The following is a 17653-nucleotide window of genomic DNA, read 5'->3' as shown; positions in this document are numbered from 1 at the left end:
CGCATCGTGTTGCTCGTCCTTGCAGATCGTCATCGAACGATCATACTGGCGCCCCTCGTACAAAAAATATTAAACTTTCTTTTCGATACTTAAGTTTTTCTCATGAGTCGATCGTGCGATCGACCGTGAATCCCAGATCCGGAACCGCCCATGCCGACGCTTCGCATGTTGAAGACCTTCAAGGCCGTTGCCCGCACCGGCTCGTTCTCGGCCGCCGCCGACAAAGTCGCGCTGACGCAGGCCGCCGTCAGCCTGCAGATGCGCGGGCTCGAAGAGGCGTTGGGGCGGCAGTTGTTCGATCGCCGAGGGCGGCAGATTACGTTGACGCAGCACGGTCAGGCGATCTGGCCAAAGGTCGAGCAGATTCTCGATCTGCTCGCCGAACTGGAGGGCAAACCGGCTGACGCGATGGAAGGGCCTGTCACGATCGGCGCGGTGGTGTCGGTGATTGGTGCGCTATCGCTGGCCGTCGCGCGGCTGAAGGCAGCTCATCCTCGGCTCGACGTGCGGCTGCTGTCGGCGCGCTCGGACGAACTGGCAAACATGGTGGAAGTGGGCGAAGTAGACGTCGCCGCCGTAGTCGCGCGCGCGGACGAAAGGCTGCCCGACACGCTCAAATGGACCAAGCTCTATACGGAGCCGATGATGCTGGTGGTAAGCCGCGACGTCGCCGACAACGACCCGCAGCGCATCCTGCGCAGCCACGGCTTTCTGCGTTTCGACCGGCGCGTGCGCACCGGCCAGGTCGTCGAACAGGCGCTGGAGAAAGCGGGCTTGATGGTCAACGAGTATCTCGAACTCAATTCGATCGAAACGATCGTCGCGCTGGTGCGCGAGAAAGTCGGTGTCGCGGTGCTGCCGCTGCTGATACGCGGTAACTGGCTGAACGACCCGCTCTTGCGCGTGATCCCGATTTCCAGCCCGCCGACGCTGCGCACGGTCGGCATGGTGCAGCGCGCGTCGGATGACCGCAAGGCGCTGATGCGCGAGATCGTCGATACGCTGCAAGCGATGCCGCGCGAAAGAGCGTGACGCGCAGCTAAAAGGCGGAACGCCTAACCTTCCATCATCCGCATCGGCGAAGCGACGCGGCCGCGGCCTGCGTGTTTCGCTTCATAGAGCTGGCGGTCGGCGGCATCGATAAGCTCGGCGGGCTGCGAGTCATCAGTCGGGAGCAGCGTCGCGACACCCGCCGAGATCGTGACCGTCTCCGCGCAGCCCGAATCGAGATGCTCGAGCTTGAGCGCGCGCACGGCCTCTTCCATGCGCATCGCGAGACGTGTCGCCGCTTCGAGTGGCGTGTTCGGCAACAGGCAGGCGAACTCCTCGCCGCCATAACGGCCGACGGTGTCGTAAGGGCGGCGTAGCGTTTCCGTCAGCCGTTTGGCGACGGTTTGCAGACAGCGGTCGCCCGCCTGATGCCCGTAACGATCGTTGTAACGCTTGAAGTAATCGACGTCGACCATCACCAGCGACAGCGGCGCCGATTCGCGCAGGCAGTGCCGCCAGCTCGCGTCGAAATCCTCTTCGAACTTGCGCCGGTTGCCGACGCCCGTCAGGCCGTCGACGAGCGCGATCGAGCGCAGCACGTCACCCTGCATTTTCAACGACAGATGCGCGCGCACCCGCGCGCGCACGATGGCCGGCTTGACCGGTTTCGTGATGAAGTCGACGGCACCGAGCGACAGGCCATACTCCTCATCGGCTTCGTTGGTCTGCGCGGTGACGAAGATGATGGGAATCGTGTGCGTCAGCGGATCGGCCTTCAGGCGACGACATACTTCGTGGCCGTCCATGCCGTCCATCACGACGTCGAGCAGGATCAGGTCGGGCATCACCTTGTGGCACAGCTCAATGGTCTGCGCGCCACTCGTCGCCATGAACACGTCGCAATCGTCCTTGAAGAGCGCATGCAGCGCGCGAACGTTGATGGGCTGATCGTCCGCAATGAGCACCTTCGGACGCCGCGTAAACGTGTGAGCCCAGTCTCCGGGGATGTGTTCTAGCATGTCAGGTTATCCAGCATCTCACGGGTGCTTGCGGCAGCCGTGACGAAATCGAGCGCTTCGATCTCGGCGAGCAGCCGGTCGAAGCGCGGCTGCAACGCCGACGGCACATGCGGCGCGAGCGTTTCGGCGAGATCGAGCGCTTCCAGATTGGACGACTCCAGCCGTTCGAGCAAACGGCCAAGCCGCTCGCGATATTCGTCCGTCTGCAGCTGCGCGGCGCCCGCCGCTTGCGCGCTTTGCTTGCTGCCGAACACGACACGCAACCGCGCAACGCTATCGAGCAGCAGACGTTCGAGACTATCCACGTCAACGTGTGAGACGGATGCCGCTGCTTGGCCCTCGTCCGCGTCGTCCGCTTCGATCACGCGATGTTCGAGCGCCGCCGCGGTATCGGCGAGCGCCGTGGCGCCCATCGTTCCCGCGCTGCCCTTGATCGCATGCAGCAGCGCCGCGCTGCGTCCCGTGCCGCCCTGCTCCGCTTCGTCGCGCAAGCCGTCGAGATGCCGCTCCATTTCGCTCACGAACACGCCGAGCGCCTTGCGGATCAGGTCTTCACTGCCGCCAAAACGCCCGACGATCGATTCCTTTCGTTCGAGCAATTCGCTCGCCACGGGTTCATCGACGGCGTGTGAGTTCGCCGTAGACTCCGGCGCCGCACTTGCTCGCGTATGGGCCAGCAATGCGTTGACCAGTTGCGCGACGTCGATCGGCTTGCCGACATGGTCGTTCATGCCCGCCGCGAGACACGCGTCGCGGTCCGCGCGGGTCGCGTTCGCGGTCATCGCGATGATCGGCAGCGACGCGAAGCGGCCGTGCGAGCGAATCAGCCGCGTCGCTTCGAGACCGTCGACATCCGGCATCTGCATGTCCATCAACACCGCGTCGAACACGCGCGTGCCCGTCAGCACCTTCTCGACGCCTTCGAGCCCGCTTTCGGCAAGCGCTACCTGCGCGCCCTCGCGGCTCAACAAGCCTTCGGCCACTTCGCGATTCAGCGGATTGTCTTCGACGACCAGCAGCGTGAGGCCAGCCAGCCGTCCGGCGCCCGCAGGCGCTTGCGCCGAGGTCCGTTTCGTGTGGGGCGCCTTCTGGCCCGTCAGCACGCGCTGCACGGTCTGCGCAAGCTGCTTCGGCGTGACGGGCTTCGTGACGAAGGCATCGAACGGCATGTCGTCGGATTCCTGCGCGGCGGCGAGCACTTCCTGGCCATAGGCGGTGATCATCACGATAGCGGGCGTGCTGCGGCCGGCGCGCGCTTCGTCGATCCGCCGCGCCGCCGCTAGACCGTCGAGATCGGGCATGCGCCAATCGAGCAGGATCACGTCGTAGCCTTCGTTCTCGCGCTCAGCGGCGCTCGTCAGCTTGACGGCCGAAATGCCGCCCGGCACCACGTCTGCTTCCCAGCCAAGCGCGCGCGCCGTGCGCGACAGCACTTCGCGTGCGATGCCGTTATCGTCGGCGACGAGCACGCGCAAGCGCCGGTCGCGCGGCTGATAAAGATCGAAGTGGTCCACGGGCACAACGTCGCTGACGCCGAGATTGATGTCGAACCAGAAGCGGCTGCCCTTGCCGAATTCGCTCGCTACTTCGAGCTTGCCACCCATCAGTTCGACGAGCCGCTGGCTGATCGCCAGGCCAAGCCCGGTGCCGCCGAAACGGCGCGTGGTCGATACTTCGGCCTGGCTGAAGCCTTCAAAAATCTGCGTGAGCTGCGTCTCGCTGATGCCGATGCCGCTGTCCGTCACCGCGATACGCACGCGCACGCCGCTATCGAGCCGCGACAGCAGCGTGAAGCTGACGACCACCTGGCCTTTGATCGTGAACTTGAGCGCGTTGCCCGCGAGATTCACGAGCACCTGTTGCAGCCGCAAGCTGTCGCCGATCACGACGGGCGGCAGATCGGGGCTGATATCGAACAGGACTTCGACTTCCTTGTCGTACTGGTTGCCCGACAGCACGACGCCGAGATCCTGCATCAGCGGCTCGATTTCGAACGTATGCGTGTCGAGCTGGAGCTTGCCGGCTTCGATCTTCGAGTAATCGAGAATATCGTTCAGCAAGCCGAGCAGCGACTTCGCCGCCGTCTCGGCCTTGACGACGTAGCCGCCCTGCCGCTCGTTGAGTCCCGTCGATTGCACGAGATCGAGCATGCCGAGCACCGCGTTCAGCGGTGTGCGTATTTCGTGGCTCATGTTCGCGAGGAACGCCGACTTCGCCGCATTTGCCACGTCGGCCTGATGCTTGGCGTCGCGCAGCCGAAGCTCGATATTGCGAGGCTCGGTGACGTCGTGATTCACGCCCGTCATGCCGACCGGTTTGCCCGATACGTCGCGCTGAACCGTGAAGGTGGTCTGGATATGGCGGATTTCGCCGTCGGGCAGCACGATCCGGTAAAGCGGCAGATGAATGTGCTTCGCCGTGATCTCGCCGGCAAACGCGGCTTCCAGTTTTTCGACGGCAGCCGCGCGGTCCTCTTCGTACACGCGCGACAGCCAGTGCTCGAAACGCAAGCCTTCGGCAGGTGTCGACGCGTAGCCGAAAATCTCGAACATGCGGGTGTTCCAGCGCAACGCGTCGCTCGCAAACTCCCATGACCAGATACCCAGCTCGGCGATATCCGCGGCCAGCAGCAACTGGTCGCGGGCTTCCGATAGTTCGGCGCGCTCGCGAATCTGCTCGGACATATCCGTAATCACGCAGACGAAGCGCCGCTCGCCGCCCGTCACCATTGTCCCCGTCGACACATGGATGGGGAACTCGCTGCCGTCCTTGCGCAAGCCGGCCAGCTCGCATTCGCTGGCGATCTCGCGCGCGTCCTTGTCGACGTTCTCGGCGAACTGCGACGCATAGCGGGTGAACAGCTCGTTGACCGTGGCCGACACGAGCACGCGTACATCCTTGCCGGCGATCTCGCGCTCCGCATAACCGAAGGCCTTCTCGCCCGCCGGGTTGAGCGTCAGGATCACGCCCGAGCGGTCGAGCGTGATGATGGGATTGACGGCTGTGTCGAGAATCGCGCGCGTCGTTTCGAGGCTCGCGGCCAGCTTGCGCTCGATGCGCGTGCGCGCGTTTGCGTTGCGCACCAGCCGCCAGCCGAATACGGCGAGCATCAGCACGAGCACGGTCGTGCCCGCCGCATGCCATAACGTGTCCGACCACCATGGCGCGAGGATCTCGTCCTGCGCGAGCGCGGCGGCGACGAAGAGCGGGTACTGGCTCAGATTGCGCACGCTGTTCAGGCGCGTCACGCCGTCCTGCGCGGACTTCGACACGAAGCGGCCCGCTTCGCCCGACTGCTGATGCACCTTGAATAGCATCGTGTCGACGACGTTCTTGCCGATGAAGCGCGTTTCAAACGGACGGCGCACGACCATGATGCCGCTGTCCGCGACGAGCGCGACGGCGCCGTATCGGCCGATATCGAGGCTGTCGTAGAAGCGCGTGAAGAACTCGATGTCGATGGTCGCGAGCGCGACGCCGGCGAACTGGCCGTCCGGACCGTCGATGCGGCGCGACACGGGGACGATCCATTTCCCCGTCGAACGGCTTTTCACGGGCATGCCGATGTGCGGGCCACGGTCGGCGTGCGTGCGGTGATAGACGAAATATTCGCGGTCGGCGTTGTTGAAGGTCGTGACGAGCGTGGGCTGCGAGTTCGCGAGCCATTTGCCGTCGCGGTCGTAGAGATACAGGCCGTTGAGTTGAGGCAGCTCCGCCACGCTCTGCATGAACAGGCGATGCAGCCGGTCGAGCGCGGCCGTGCTCACGCCGTCATGCTCGACGCGCTCCACGACGCCGACCAGCGTGGTGTCGGCCTGCTTGATGGTGTCGTCGGCGTGCTGCGCCATGGCGCGCGCGAGGTTCGCGGCCGCGACGGACATTTCCTCCATCTGGTCCTGACGCGACGTGACGCTGCGCCATACGTCACTGCCGATCAGCAGCGCGCATACGACGACGAGGAACAAGGTCACCCGGATGGGAAGCGAGATCCGACTAAAAACACGACTGGCCAAGCGAAGTCTCCGACATGCTTACCGCATCATTTGAAGGTGGCCTACCGGCAATTCTTGCCTGTATTGGCGTAGCAATCGCTGAAAAACGCGCAAAACGACGGCTACGCACGCAAGGACAGTGCCTTGGTGCCTGATGTCGAGACTACCTTGACTTTCCGGTTAACGACAATGGTCGGTGGTTCTTTAAGACGGTGGGGTTGGTAATTCTGATACCAATCGTAAGGTGAAACGCGCAATTCGGCCCTAATGCGCGCAACACCTACACTAGACAAGGCAAGTGCCGTTCTATTTTTTAAGCCCGCAACGGGAAACAGATTCCGGCGATGACGATGGATATCGAACTGTGGCTGGGCGGCCTTGGGCTCGAGCAATACATACAGGCCTTTGCCGACAACGACATCGACGCGGCGATGCTGTCCGGGCTCACTGACGCGGATCTGAAGGAACTCGGCGTTCGCTCGCTCGGGCATCGCAAGCGGCTGCTGGCGGCGATTGCGCAGATGCCGGCTTCGGGAGCCGATGCGCCGCCCGTGGCCCAGCCTGCCCTCGATAGACCTGTCGCGCCCGCTGTCAGCACGCCAGTGGAAGAGCGCAGACAGGTCACCGTGCTCTTCGCCGACCTGTGCGGCTTCACCGCGCTCTCGCAAACACTCGATCCCGAAGAACTGCGTGAACTGATCGGTCGCTTCACCGGGCTGGTCGACGGCATCGTGCTCGCGTACGGCGGCACCATCGACAAGCACATCGGCGATGCCGTGATGGCGCTTTTCGGCGCGCCACGGGCGCACGAAACCGATCCGCTGCGCGCGGCCCGCGCCGCGCTCGATATTCACGACGCGCTCGACCAGCTGAACGCGACAAGCGCCCGGAGCTTACAGGCGCATATCGGCATCGCAAGCGGCGAGGTGGTTGCGGGCGCAGTCAGCCGTGCCGATGCGCAGGACTACACGGTGCATGGCGACGCGGTGAATCTTGCCGCGCGGCTGGTCTCGGCGGCGGGCGCGCGACAGACGTTGTTGTCCGACGGTGTGCGGCGCGCGCTCGGCGACAGCGCGGTCTGCGAGCAGATGGGCGAGATGCACTTCAAGGGCATAGACGTGCCCGCGCGCGCGTGGCGCCTCTCCTGCGTGGTGCGCGAACCCGCGCGTGCGAGCCGCAGCCGGTTCGTCGGGCGCAAGGCGGAATTGGAGCAGTTTCGTGGCATCGTGCGCGCGTGCGTCGAACAGCGAGCCGGACACGTCGTCTATGTGCGCGGCGATGCGGGCATCGGCAAGACGCGGCTCGTCGATGAGATGCGCGTGTTTGCTCACACGCATTGCTTCGCAGTGCATCGGGGGCTCGTGCTCGACTTCGGCGTCGGCAAGGGGCAGGACCCGGTGCGCGCGATCATGGACAGCCTGCTAGGCCTGTCGCCCGCGGCGGATACCGAAGAGCGTAAGGCCGTGGCCGCGCGCCTTGTCGGCAATGGCGTCATCCAGCCCGAGCAGTGCGTCTTTCTCGACGATCTACTCGATCTGCCGCAATCGGGCGAATGGCGCACGCTCTACGACGCAATGGATCACGGCGCGCGCAAGCGCGGTAAGCAGACAGTCGTCGCGGCGCTGACGGCTGACGCATGCCGGCGCGGCGCGAGCATGATTGTCGTCGAAGACCTGCATTGGGCCGATACCGAGGTGTTGGGCTATCTGTCTGCGTTCGCGTCTGGTATTGGAGGCGGCACGGGACTGCTGGTGATGACCTCGCGTATCGATGGCGATCCGCTCGATGCCGCGTGGCGCGCCCGGATGCGCGACACGCCGCTCGCGACGATCGATCTCGGTCCGCTGCGCCGCGACGAAGCGCTGACGCTCGCGGGCAATTTCATCGACGCGACGCAGCGCGTGGCGCTTGCCTGCATCGAACGCGCGGACGGCAATCCGCTATTTCTCGAACAGCTTCTGCACAACGCCGAAGAAGGCAGCGGCGACGCTGTGCCGGCGTCAATCCAGAGTCTCGTGCTCGCGCGCATGGACCGGCTCGAAGCGCGCGACCGCGTTGCGTTCCAGGCGGCATCGGTGATCGGGCAGCGCTTCGGGCTCGCGCTGCTCAGACGGCTGATCGATGAGCCGGACTACGACTGCGGCACGCTGGTCGCCAATGCACTCGTGCTGCCTGAAGGCGATGACTTTCTATTCGCGCACGCGCTGATTCAGGAGAGCGCGTACTCGACGCTTCTGCGGGCGCGGCGGCGCGAGTTGCATCGTCGCGCCGCCGACTGGTTCGCAGACAGCGACGCCGTGCTGCACGCACAGCACCTGGATCGCGCCGAAGACGAGCGCGCGCCGCAGGCTTGCCTCGATGCGGCGCACGCGCAGCGGACCGCGCATTTCACGGAATCCGCGCTGCTTCTGATCGAGCGAGGGCTTCGGATCGCGCAGTCGCCGCACGACACGCATGCGCTGACGTGCTTCAAGGGCGAGTTGCAGTGCGATCTGGGCGACATTCCTGCGTCGATGGCCACGTATCGCTCGGCTGTCGATGCAGCACCCGATGATGCCAGCCGTTGTGTCGCGCAACTTGGACTCGCGGAAGGCTTGCGGGTCAGCGAGGGCTTGAGCGAAGCGCTCGCTTTGCTCGACGCCGCGCAGCAGATAGCGGAACGCGAAGACAGCGTGAGCGAACTTGCGCGCCTGCATCATCTGCGCGGCAATATCCTGTTCCCGCTCGGACGGATTGACGACTGCCGGATCGAACACGAACGCGGGCTCGCTTACGCACAGCGGCTCGGCTTGCCCGAAGCGGAGGCGCGCGCGCTGGGTGGTCTCGCCGATGCCGCCTATGCGCAGGGGCGGATGCGCACGGCATTCGAACACTTCAGCCGTTGCGTCGCGTTGAGCCGCGAACATGGTTTCGGTCGCATCGAAGTGGCCAACCGGTCGATGCAAGGCTTTAGCCGCATCTATCTGAACGAGGCGCGCGAGGCCTGTGTCGATGCCATCGCTGCGTCGCGCGAGGCGGCGCTTGTTGGGCAGCCGCGCGCGCAGTTGCTATGCGAAACGCTGGGCGTGTTCGCGTGCTACGAAACGGGCGACATGCGCGCGGCGCAGGTTCATCTCGAACAGGAAATGCGGTTGATCCGGCAACTCGGCGCGCGCCGCTTCGAGGCGCAGAACCTCGAGATGCAAGCGCGTGTGTTGCTAGAAAGCGGTAAGCGCGAGGAGGCGGCGCGCGTTTTGAGAGAGTCGTTGGCGCTGTGCCGTGAAGTTGGCATGCAGTTCAGCGCGCCGAAGGCATTGAGTGCGCTGAGCTGCGCTGTCGACGACGACGCCGAGCGGGCGCGCATGCTTGCCGAGGGGGCCGATCTACTGCGGCGCGGTGCGGTTGGTCACAATCATTTGTGGTTCTACCGCGATGCGATCGACGCGATGCTGTCGGTGCGCGATCCAGCGGGTGCGCTGCGGTATATCGAGGCGCTGGAGCAGTACACGCGTGCCGAACCATTGCCGTGGGCGCAACTGTTCGCGGCCCGCGGGCGAGTGCTCGCTGCTGCGCTTGATGATTCCGTCGATGAAGGCTTTTTGCCAGAACTTCAGGGTGTGCGCGCGGCGCTGGCGGCGGCGGGGTTCGATGGGGCGCGGCGTGCGGTGGATGCGGCGCTGGCAGTGATTCAGACTTCGCGAAAGGGTGATCGGTGACGAGCTATAACGGTCGCGCACTCGGAAGGATTTTGATTGCGTGTGCTCGGTATGGTCGCGATCACCTACGTTATCGCGGCAAACGTCTCTGGACGGGGATTTTGAGTGAAGGAGGATGTTCGGGGAGGCTGGTTGGCCTTAGCGGTCATTAAGCTGGTCGCCGGCGAAGGGCAGTTGTTGGTGGCTCTGCGGTCGTTGACCCGTCTGTTGCGTCAAACGACAGCTGTCCTCCTGTCGGAGGACAGCACCCGACCCACTGCCGCCGTTCGACCCGACGTCGCTCCACAGTCGGCTTTCGAGCTACAACCGCCATTCGCGCTGGCGTCGCGGCCCCTGGTTGTCGGCCTTTGCGGACATTGAAGTGGGCCGGGTACTACGTCAGCAATATGGCGGGTTGCTGACGCTACCTGAATCGAGCATCTGGGGCGTGACCTGCCCGCTGCTGAATCTCTTAAAGTCCGGCAAGGACGGCCGATGAGGCAGCCTATTTACCAACTCGAAATGGTCATTTCCTGCATTGCTGCGTCGTGAACTGCGGGACATGCGTCGAGTCATATGGCTGGAAATTCCCTCGCCTTATATCAATTACATCGACTCCATATTGATTATTTACAAATACGTAATTCTGATCGTCACTAAAAGCGACATCGTATACGCCGCCGCCATATGTCACCCTGTGGATGAGGCTTACGGTCGGCTTCACCGAGTAAATTGACACTCGCGTTATCTTTGGCGAACGAGCGTCAATTTCGGTCGGCAAGCCAAATGCGATCAAAATCGAGTCATCGGGACTAAATAAACCACCGTCCACAGCATGATCGGTTTTTACCACCCCCAGATATCGTCCCGCTTGCTGGATCACCAACCCGCCGCCCGCACCAATGCGTGCTGAATAGACTCCGTCGCATGAGCTAACGACATGCGCTTCAACATTAACGGAAATAAGTATCGAAAAAATGAAAAGAGTGCTTTTTCTCACGATCGATCTCCAGATTCCTGATACGAGTCTTGCGCTTCAAGCCTATGCAACGGGATCTATTCACGTCGTATGAGTCGACGTTTTGGTTGCTGCCCCGGGTCTCCGGGCATGGTGCAACCCGGGGAGCGGTTGACGACGCGCCACTGGCCCGGCGTGCTGGTGGTGTTTCCCGTCATGTCGAGGCCAAACTCACGAACGTTGCCATGTTGATCATCGGGCTATGCACGCATGGGAATTTCAGCATTTAGTAGGAGCAGCCACCAATTGCCACTCAGAACGGCGACTGCTTTTGCACTGTAGTCCATAAGGGGCGATATCCAGCCAAGGTCTTGCTCACCGTGAGCTTGGCTGTAGTGCCCAGGCCCAACCTCGAGATTGTGCGAGTCTTCTTGGGCAGCGCGGCCCGGACCATCAGGGGTCCGTTATCTTGGCCCACGCCACATGGCAATCGAACGACAACACATCTACACGGGTCGCATCGGCAAACCAACTGATTACTGGAACCTCGAAATAGAAGCGAAGCGGAGGCCATCCGAAGCCCGAGGTGAAGGAGTCGCGACGGTAGCAACGCATGTCCCCGGGACAGCAAAATGGGAGAACGCAGCGGCATGCTTGAGCAGGCCACGCTGCGCCTCTGGCGTGCTTTCCTTACGACGACGCAGCCCATCGCTGCACTCGCGTATCTCTGGCTGCAGGCGGCGGTGATGAGCGGTTCGGCGCTCCCCGCCGCCGGTGTAGCTGTGGGTGCCGTGCTGACAGAGTCTCACTTCGGCCTCGCATGGTCAGTCGGATTCCTCGGCGCACTGGTCGCGGCATCGAGTTGTTATTTCGGGCGGCGCGGCTTCCCGCTGTTCGTCGTGGGCCTTCTCGCCTATGCGGCGGGCAAGGCTGCGTCCAGCCATGCGGCGGACTCGGGCGATTTCTCGCTGAGAGAGACCATCCACGTCGTGCACCTGGTCGACTGGCCTCTGGGCGGGTGGTGGCGTGATCGTCGCGGCGATCCCTGCTGTACCGGCTCTCACGCGTGGAGGGCAGTTCGCCCGGCCAAAAGGCTGCCTTATGCTCCGCGTTGTCTCAACTAGCGACGGTCGCACTTGCGGTTGTCCTCGTCACCGGTTTCTATAATGCAATGCAGGACACCGCACACGCGAGCGCGCCACTCTTTGGAACGGCCTGGGGCCGGTTGCTCGCCACGAAGCTTGCATGCGTAGCCCTTGCGACCTCATTGGGTGGCTGGAACCGGCTGGTGGTTCTGCCCGATCTGCACGCTCGTGCTGAACGACTCGACCCGGCTTATCCTGCTGTGCAGCGCCGCTTCGACAGTCTTCTTTTGACTGAAGCGCTTGCCATGCTAGCTATCCTCGCGCTGGCTCCAGTGTTGGGCCATATGGCGCCGACGGGTGGCTAGCATGTGGAAAATTTTGGCTCGCGATATTGATGCGGCGAATGATAGTCACGCCTGACACGGTCACATACTTCCCGCCACCGAATTTTTTTGTCAATGCAGAATTGGAGATCATGTCATGCGCCGTACCTTCCACCACTTCGCCATCGCGCTGCCGCTGGCCGCAGTCTCGCTTACCGCTTGCCACCCGCATCTTGCTGCCGCGGCCAATGAGGCATCGGCAGCTCTGTGCCCGGCGACGCTTACTTCATCGTTGGTGGCGAGATTCTGGGGGCCGCTGCTTGCGCGCTGATCAGTCATCCGAATGTTCGCGCGAATGCGCGGACCAACCGTGGCAAATGGCCGGGCTCTGCCTCATGCAAGCGGATATACGCGGACTGAAACTCGCAAAGCCACAACCGGGCAGCACGCGCCAAGTTGCCGCCCTTCCACTGGACACGCGTCAACCTCCGAATGCCACCCCGGAGCGATCGGTCGGCGGCGTGCCGGCGCCATTAGCGTACGGTGCCGCTGGACGAAATGCCGGAGAAGGGACCTTCGACGAAAGTGCGATGCATGGATTCGGCGCTGACAGTCGTCTAAGGCTTGACTGAACCAGGGAGCGTTCGAGCAACCTCAGACGACCTGAGCGCGGCCTCGTGGCGCCCCATGCCAAACATGCTGAGTGCGGCGACGAAGGTGGGTATCGCAACCAGCACGAACATGATGGGCAGGCCCAGATGCATGGCTAGCAGCACTCCGCCAACCATTGAGCCCACGATCGAACCCACCCTGCCAATGCCGAGCGCCCAACTCACGCCGGAGACGCGGCTGGAGGTTGGATAGTAGGCCGCCGCCAGCGCATTGGCGCCGGTCTGCGAGCCTCCGGTTCCAAGACCAGCCCCAAAGACTGCGAACACCAGCATCGGCAACGACGAAGCGACGCCGATGAGCAGGATAAACACTGCGGCAACAAGGTAGAAGCTTGTGAGTATCAGACAGGGATTGTGCCTGTCCATCAGGCGGCCGATCAGCACGGCGCCGACCGTGCTGCCCAAGGGCAGCGCTGCGGCGATCAGCGCAGTCATATCCAGAGGGACGCCTGTGTTGTTAATGACCGTGGGCAGCCAGCTAGTGAGCAGGTAATACACCAGCAGACTCATGAAGAAGGTGAGCCAGAGGCAGACGGTGCCGACCATCACGCCGCTGCCGAAAAGGTTGCGGACGGGAGAACCCGTGACCTTGTTCTCGGGGACTGTGAACACCGTATGTTCGAGCACTTCCTGTGGCGCTATGCGCCGGAGCGTGCGGGCCACTTGCTCCTGTTTCCGGCCGGACAACGCCAGGTACCGGACAGACTCAGGCAGAAGCCATAACAGGACCGGCACCAGTACCAATGGCATGGCCCCGCCGAATAACAGCACGCCCTGCCAGCCATGCAGGGGAATGATCTGCGAGGCGACCACGCCACCCAATGACCCGCCTAACGTGAAGCCGCAGAACATACTCGTCACCAATAGCGAGCGCTGTTTCTCGGGACCGAATTCGGATGTCATCGTAATGGCCGTAGGCATGGCTCCGCCAAGACCCAAGCCGGTCAGGAATCGCAATAGTATGAGTTCGCGCAGAGAAGTCGCGTAGGCGGACCACAGGCACATGACACCGAAAAACGCCACTGAAAAGCAGAGTATGGGCTTGCGCCCAAACCTGTCGGCAAGTGGTCCGAACAGGAGCGCGCCTACCATCAGGCCAAACAGGCCGCCGCCGAACACAGGCGCCAACTGAAGCGCGTTCAATGCCCATTGCTTCCTGATGGCAGGTGCAATGAATCCGGCGCTTGCCGTATCGAAACCATCGAACGCGACTGTCAGGAAACACAGCGCGACGATCAGCAACTGATAGGGCGACAGCTTGTGCGAGTTGATGAACTCCTGAACATCGACCGTTCTGATCGTTGCCATGGCGTCCTCCCTGTAGCCGCTAAATCCAGGCCGTTTCTTTGACAAGGGTGCTGGCAGGAAGCTTGTCCCCGCGTGTTCTCCTGGCTCCGCCTCCGGTAGCCTTGAAGGTTACTCTCGCGCGATCAGCGATGGACCTGATCGCGCGTCAGGATTGAAACTCTGGAATATCGGGTTTGGCGCCCCACATGCAAAAGCCGGTGGAATCGAACGGGAACCGGCGGGGACAGTAACTCGCTTCCTCATCCGGACTGATCAGACGAACGCCTGTCGAGTATTCGTAAGTCATTCCGTCAGGCCCCTCGAAGTAGAGAAAGATGGCGCCCGACGTCGGATGCCGCCCTGGTCCGAACCGAATGGGTATGCCCTGTTCACGCAGGGTGTACCAGGCGCGCATGAGATCGTCGATGCTTGCAACCTGGTGATTGATATGTTGGATGCCGGCGAACGGGGACGGAAAGAGGGCGATCCGGTGATGTACCTCGTCGATTCTCAGCAGCGGTGCAGGTCCGATCCAGTCGCTCACACGCGCATTGCACAGTTTCGTCCAGAAGATCTCGTCACGTCCGGGATCGCTGGTGCGCAGGCCGACGTGGCTGAAGCCAGTGATTCCGGCGTCGCGTGACGGAAAATAGCGACGGCCGCTATGCAAGGCGCCGAACACCAATTCAATCTGGTTGCCCGATGGATCCTTGAAACTGATGAAGGCGCGTACGCGACGTTGATCGCACTCGTTGCGACTGCCTGCGTGTACGCGGAAGCTGTTCTGCTCTAACACCGCGCCCGCTTGTTCGAGCGCCTCGTTCGTGACGACATCGAATGCAATCGTCTGGTCATTCGGATCCCCCTCGAAGTAGACCAGCGTGTGATCGCGCTCATCCGAGCGCAGGTAGGCCCACCCACCCTCGCGGCGCACCAGCTGTAATCCAAGGATATCGGCGGCATACTTCGCCGCGGCGCCGATGTCACGTGTACCGAGCCGAACATACCGGAGTTCGTGCAAATTGATCATGAACGGGACCCTGCGGTTTGCCTATCTCCAAGGATAGGCGGCATCCCCCCCTGTGCGTGCCCAATTTTCGTGGCTGCTCGCCTTGGGCCTGCTTCAGGCTGGAGATTGAAAGAGCGCTGGCCGGGGTTTCATGCCGCCCCCTCCCGGAGGATATGCGGAAGCTCGCACTATCGTCTCGGGTCTACGTAGCGCTTATCGAAGGATTTTGGGTCGAAACAAATGCGAGCGGAACCGCCTTTCATCCGCGAATGTCCGCCGCCTAAGGCGGATGAGACGTTCGAGCGTCCGCCCCGGTACACCGGCCAATGCCTCAAGTTGGCCGCAAGCATCAGTTCGACAACCGCTCTCTAGAGCCGACGTTGGAGTCATCAACGGCAGCTTCCTGGCAGGTCGGGTGAATGCGTATTGCCGGCCATGAAGCGTCGTTCCCTCACACCGTCGCTCAGACGTTCAGGCGTCTGCCCCGCTCAGGAGCCGGTCATTCAATTCGCCGCCGCCATGGGATCGTTCCCGTGACTACCAGAATCAGATAGCCGCACCGCGCACCGCCGCCGCCGCCACCGCGAACGAGACGTGGCGGCGGATCCGGTTACGGCGACTGCACCTGTACGGGAGCCCCAGGCTTGCCCGACCCTTGCGGGGCGACCACGAGGTAGCGGCGCTTATCAGCGGCATAGCCCATTCCTGGTGTGATCAGTTGGCGAATCTGCCCGAGAGCATTGACGATCGCCGAGCCGGCCGGATTGGACATGAAATTCGCGAGCACTTGCAGGTCACCCGTGCCATCGGGGTTATCGGCAAGACCTAGAACGTAGGGCTGCTTCGGTTGCAGACCAGTGACAGCGGCCTGGAGAACCTGCACTAGGCCCTGATCGAACAACGCGACAGTCGTAGGTGCACTGGCGGCATCCGCCGTCTTGCCCGCCCCCACCGGCACCAGTGCAAGATGGACGCTCTGACCAGCCAGGCCCAGCGTTTGCAGGTTCTGCGTAGCATCACCTTCCGACACCGCATTCGGCACATAGGTGACAGCCTGCGGTGCCTGGCCGATGGGCACAGTCGCGATGACCGTGTTGCTCCGTGTGTCGATCGCAGTCATCGCATCGGCGTTCTCCAGCCCGACATAGATGCGGCTGCCGTCCCCCGACGGCCAGAGCCCATGCGGCAAGTTGCCGACAGGTATCGTCGCGACCTGCGAAAAGTTGTCAGTTCGAAACACCTTGATCACATTCAGGCCCCCAACGGAGACGTACGCGAACGTGCCCTTGTCGTTATGCACGATGTTCACGTGATTCGTGATTGGGCCTGTGTCGAGTGTCCTGATCAGCGCGAATGGCGGCCTTGCATCGAACACCTGGACCTTGCCGGTGTCCTTAAGCGTGAACCAGACCTGCTTGCCGTCGGGCGTCGCCGCCAGGTCGGGACAAAAGGGGCTGGCCTGCTGGACCATGCCGACGATCTTGTGGTCGGCCACGGACACCACCTCAATCTCCGGGTTGAAGGACGAACAGATATAACCATATTTCCCGTCCGGTGAGAATATCTGCATACCGGGGCCAGCCGGGACAGTAATGCGTGTTTTCTCCTCGTACGTTTTTCCGTCGAGTACCGCGACGTAGTTTTCACCACGCACCGTCACCCAGACCTCCTTTCCATCGGGCGTGAAGAAAGCCTCGTGAGGCGAGCGGCCGACGTAGGTGACATGCTTGACGGCGTTAGTCTGCGTGTCGATGAATGAAACCGAGTTCGATCCGATTGAGACAACCGCAATTGTGTGATGGTCCGGCGAGAAACCCATGCCGTGCACAAGTAACTGACCTTTGTACAGCGGACTGAAATTGCCCGGCGAGGGATCGCCGAGGCGAATCAGGCCGAGCAGTTTGTTGTCGGCCGGGTCGATCACCGACACCGTGTTCGAAAACTGCTCGGCGGCGTAAACGCGATCGTGGTGGCTTACGGGAATGTCAGGATCGGACTGCGATCCAGGGGCCTGCCCAGCCCATGCGAACTGCGCTGCCGCCAGCATGGCTGCAGACAACGCGATGGTGATTCTCGATGGGCGTTTCATTGCCGCTCCTTCTGCATAGGGTTTGACATGTTCATTTGCATGCCGTGGTCGGACGTTCGATGAACAGGGGCGGCAGGCATAGAAGCTGGCTTTTGCTGGTCCGGAGCGGGGGCAGGCGGTGGCAATGGTTGTCCGAGTGCGACGCGCATGGCGACGATTTCCTGTTGTTGCTCGACGACGATCTCTTGCGCGATGCGGCGCAACTGTTCGTTGTGACCGTAACGCAGTTCGGCCTGCGCCATGTCGATGGCACCTTGATGGTGAGGCACCATCATTGCGACAAAATCGCGATCGACGTCGCCTGTCGGTCTCGTCGACATGCCGTCCATCATTCTTGTCATGGCGGTATTGTTCTCCGCCAGGAAGGGGGCTTCGTTAGACGTACCTTCGCTCTGTAAGCCGGCAGCGAAGGCAGGTGAGTCGCAAAGCGCCGAGATCGCCAGGACGATGACGGCGCTCAGGATCGTCCGCACGGTACGGGGACTTGGGGTACGCACGATGGATCTCCCGTTGTGATGAACAGGTGTCTCATTGGAGTGAACCTGTCAGATGCGAA

At 62.5% G+C, this 17653-nt stretch carries 12 protein-coding genes; 5 read left to right on the top strand and 7 right to left on the bottom strand.

All coding sequences use genetic code 11. The features are described from left to right. Window positions 1–150 precede the first annotated feature (150 nt). Window positions 151–1032 carry a LysR family transcriptional regulator gene (locus C2L64_RS36465; protein WP_007733723.1) on the top strand — a complete coding sequence of 294 codons (882 nt, stop codon included), beginning with the start codon at window positions 151–153 and terminating at the stop codon, window positions 1030–1032. A gap of 23 nt (window positions 1033–1055) precedes the next feature. On the opposite strand, the gene C2L64_RS36460 is transcribed toward C2L64_RS36465, so the two are convergent. Continuing rightward, window positions 1056–2009 (bottom strand): diguanylate cyclase domain-containing protein, encoded by a 954-nt coding sequence (locus C2L64_RS36460; protein ID WP_009770852.1) that lies wholly within the window; start codon window positions 2007–2009, stop codon window positions 1056–1058. Next, window positions 2003–6022 carry a response regulator gene (locus C2L64_RS36455; RefSeq protein ID WP_081498959.1) on the bottom strand — a complete coding sequence of 1340 codons (4020 nt, stop codon included), beginning with the start codon at window positions 6020–6022 and terminating at the stop codon, window positions 2003–2005. The genes C2L64_RS36460 and C2L64_RS36455 overlap by 7 nt, the downstream gene beginning before the upstream one ends. 323 nt (window positions 6023–6345) lie before the next feature. Here C2L64_RS36455 and C2L64_RS36450 point away from each other — a divergent pair, with 323 nt between their 5' ends. Then, on the top strand, window positions 6346–9696 hold the full coding sequence (locus C2L64_RS36450) for an adenylate/guanylate cyclase domain-containing protein (protein WP_009770850.1): 3351 nt from the start codon (window positions 6346–6348) through the stop codon (window positions 9694–9696). Between the two features lie 505 nt (window positions 9697–10201). Here the strand turns inward: C2L64_RS36450 and C2L64_RS53585 are convergent. Continuing rightward, window positions 10202–10675, bottom strand: coding sequence for a hypothetical protein (locus tag C2L64_RS53585; RefSeq protein ID WP_131542710.1), 474 nt, complete (start codon window positions 10673–10675; stop codon window positions 10202–10204). A 590-nt stretch (window positions 10676–11265) separates the two neighbouring features. Here C2L64_RS53585 and C2L64_RS36445 point away from each other — a divergent pair. From C2L64_RS36445 to C2L64_RS53580, 3 genes are all read left to right on the top strand, one after another. Then, window positions 11266–11757, top strand: coding sequence for a copper resistance protein CopD (locus C2L64_RS36445; RefSeq protein ID WP_039902603.1), 492 nt, complete (start codon window positions 11266–11268; stop codon window positions 11755–11757). Further along, a complete protein-coding gene (locus C2L64_RS56375) occupies window positions 11700–12083 on the top strand; it encodes a CopD family protein (protein ID WP_407671903.1) in 384 nt (127 codons plus the stop codon). The genes C2L64_RS36445 and C2L64_RS56375 overlap by 58 nt, the downstream gene beginning before the upstream one ends. 115 nt (window positions 12084–12198) lie before the next feature. Then, window positions 12199–12372, top strand: coding sequence for a hypothetical protein (locus tag C2L64_RS53580; RefSeq protein WP_158660552.1), 174 nt, complete (start codon window positions 12199–12201; stop codon window positions 12370–12372). Between the two features lie 286 nt (window positions 12373–12658). Here the strand turns inward: C2L64_RS53580 and C2L64_RS36435 are convergent, their stop codons facing one another. The 4 genes from C2L64_RS36435 to C2L64_RS36420 all read right to left on the bottom strand — a co-directional run bounded on the left by C2L64_RS36435 (window position 12659) and on the right by C2L64_RS36420 (window position 17594). Further along, the gene (locus tag C2L64_RS36435) at window positions 12659–14020 is read right to left on the bottom strand and encodes an MFS transporter (RefSeq protein ID WP_009770848.1); all 1362 of its coding nucleotides are present in this window, start codon (window positions 14018–14020) and stop codon (window positions 12659–12661) included. A gap of 145 nt (window positions 14021–14165) precedes the next feature. Beyond that, the gene (locus tag C2L64_RS36430) at window positions 14166–15029 is read right to left on the bottom strand and encodes a VOC family protein (RefSeq protein WP_009770847.1); all 864 of its coding nucleotides are present in this window, start codon (window positions 15027–15029) and stop codon (window positions 14166–14168) included. A gap of 589 nt (window positions 15030–15618) precedes the next feature. After that, window positions 15619–17097 carry a YncE family protein gene (locus C2L64_RS36425; protein WP_009770846.1) on the bottom strand — a complete coding sequence of 493 codons (1479 nt, stop codon included), beginning with the start codon at window positions 17095–17097 and terminating at the stop codon, window positions 15619–15621. After that, window positions 17094–17594 (bottom strand): DUF305 domain-containing protein, encoded by a 501-nt coding sequence (locus C2L64_RS36420; protein ID WP_009770845.1) that lies wholly within the window; start codon window positions 17592–17594, stop codon window positions 17094–17096. The genes C2L64_RS36425 and C2L64_RS36420 overlap by 4 nt, the downstream gene beginning before the upstream one ends. Window positions 17595–17653 lie beyond the last annotated feature (59 nt).

Origin of the sequence: Paraburkholderia hospita (assembly GCF_002902965.1) — a bacterium.
GTDB classification, from domain to species: Bacteria; Pseudomonadota; Gammaproteobacteria; order Burkholderiales; family Burkholderiaceae; genus Paraburkholderia; species Paraburkholderia hospita.
This window is presented reverse-complemented; position numbering and strand designations above follow the sequence as displayed.